The sequence below is a fragment of the Nonlabens dokdonensis genome, assembly GCF_002162835.1.
Taxonomy (GTDB): Bacteria; Bacteroidota; Bacteroidia; order Flavobacteriales; family Flavobacteriaceae; genus Nonlabens; species Nonlabens dokdonensis_B.
Genome location: NZ_MAAX01000126.1, coordinates 1 through 2,420, shown reverse-complemented (window position 1 = coordinate 2,420; position 2,420 = coordinate 1). Strand labels below are relative to the sequence as shown.

Here is a 2,420-nt window from a genome sequence, read left to right as displayed (position 1 = left end):
CTTAACGATATATTTTTATCAAGAAGCTGGTTCACATGTAGAAAATTATCTGGGTAAACAAGGTAATACTGAACCGTTTCTTTGAGTTCGGTTTGCATTTTTCTTATGGTGCCAGTTATTTTCATTGTAGGAACTTTAAATATTATCGAAGTATCTTTGAGACCGTAAAAATACCAATTAGGATTTTTAAAATATGGCAAACGCATTACTCAATTCTGTTGTATCGTGGTTTCTTAAGAAACGTATTCACGATATGGAGCTGTTTATGAAGCATCCACAGGAATTACAGGATAATATTTTACAAGATCTTATCTATTATGCGAGGCATACTGAGATCGGTAAGAAGTACGGATTTGACTCTATAAAATCTTATCGAGATTTTGCTGATCGTGTACCGGTTTCTCAATATGCAGAGATTCAATCTTCCATCGAGCGATCTAGAAAGGGAGAAGGTAATATTTTCTGGCCTAATGACATCAAATGGTATGCAAAAAGTAGTGGTACTACAAATTCTAGAAGTAAATACATACCAGTAAGCCAGCAGTCGCTTGAAGATTGTCATTATGCTGCCGCAAAGGATCTCTTATGTATGTATTTAAACAATAATCCAGATTCTAAATTATTTAAAGGTAAAGGTTTGCGATTAGGCGGTAGTAATGTGCTGGATAAAAAATCAGGAACTACTGCTGGCGATTTAAGTAGTATTTTGATAGATAATATGCCTTTTTGGGCAGATTATAGCTCGACTCCAGGTAATGAGGTAGCTTTAATGGCAGAGTGGGAAACTAAGATGCCAGCTATAGTGAAGGAAACTATTACTGAAAATGTCACTAGTCTAGCTGGTGTGCCATCCTGGATGATGGTACTATTAAATAATGTGCTTGAGACTACTGGAAAAGATCATATTCTAGAAGTATGGCCACAAATGGAAGTTTTCTTTCACGGAGGTGTGAGTTTTGATCCTTATGTAGATCAGTATAAAAAGCTACTACCAGCAAATCACGTTAAGTATTATGAAACGTATAATGCTAGTGAAGGATTTTTTGCTATTCAAGACAGGAACGATAGTAAAGAATTGCTATTAATGCTAGATTACGGTATATTCTACGAGTTCATATCTATGAAAACGTATGCTACGCCTGATGAGAAGATCATACCTCTAGATGAGGTTGAGTTAGGTGAGAACTATGCGATAATTATTACTACTAATGCAGGGTTGTGGCGCTATAAAATAGGAGACACAGTTAGATTTACTTCAAAAAATCCATACCGTATTAAGGTAACTGGTCGCACTAAGCATCATATTAACGTGTTTGGTGAAGAGTTGATTATTGAAAATGCAGAGGCAGCTCTTAAGAAAACTATTAAAGAGATGCCATGCGCTATCAAAGATTACACAGTTGCGCCTGTTTTTATGGATGGTAAGGAAAAAGGTGCGCATGAATGGTTAGTAGAATTTGAAAAAGAGCCTGATGATGTTCTCGCTTTCGCGAAAGCGTTAGATCAACATCTTCAAAGAGTTAATAGTGATTATGAGGCAAAAAGGGCAAATGATATAACTTTAACTGAATTGAAATTTCACAATGCGAGACCTAATGTATTCTATAACTGGTTGAAGGAAAAAGGGAAATTAGGAGGTCAACATAAAATACCTAGATTGAGTAATTCAAGAGAGTATATGGATGAATTATTAGTTATCCATAAACAAAGTGCTGCAAGTAGCTAGATAATAGAAAAAGCTGCAAAAACGTATTCTAACTGACGTGTTAAACCTTATTTGAATAAGCTATTTAATCCGTATTTTTGCAAAAATTTTTATACATGAGCAAATTGGTTGTGGTAGGAACAGTAGCATTTGATGCGATTGAAACTCCTTTTGGCAAAACAGATAAAATACTAGGTGGCGCAGCGACTTTTATAGGGTTGAGTGCTTCTCATTTTAATACAGAGGTAGGATTAGTAAGTGTAGTAGGTGGAGATTTTCCTCAGGAATATCTTGATATGTTGAGTGATCGCGGAATGAATATCGATGGAGTAGAGGTTGTTAAAGATGGTAAAACATTTTTCTGGTCTGGAAAATATCATAATGACATGAATACGCGAGACACGCTAGCGACAGAGCTTAACGTTCTTGCAGATTTTAATCCGGTTGTCCCAGAATCATTTAAAGATGCAGAGGTGGTAATGTTAGGAAACTTACACCCAGCGGTACAATTGAGTGTGATCGAACAAACACCTAATGCAAAGCTTATTGTTCTTGATACCATGAACTTCTGGATGGACAGTGCTTTAGACTTATTACATGAGGTAATTGCAAAGGTGGACGTGATTACTATTAATGATGAAGAGGCTAGACAACTTTCTGGAGAGTACTCTTTAGTAAACGCTGCAAAGAAAATTCATGAAATGGGTCCTAAATA

Annotated in this window: 2 protein-coding genes; both read left to right on the top strand. The window is 36.0% G+C overall.

Going from position 1 to position 2,420, the window contains the following annotated elements; all coding sequences use genetic code 11:
- Positions 1–193 precede the first annotated feature (193 nt).
- Positions 194–1,726 (top strand): GH3 auxin-responsive promoter family protein, encoded by a 1,533-nt coding sequence (locus A9Q93_RS08510; protein WP_303686966.1) that lies wholly within the window; start codon positions 194–196, stop codon positions 1,724–1,726.
- A gap of 95 nt (positions 1,727–1,821) precedes the next feature.
- The coding region (locus A9Q93_RS08505; protein WP_303686965.1) for a PfkB family carbohydrate kinase at positions 1,822–2,420 on the top strand (599 nt) is incomplete at its 3' end.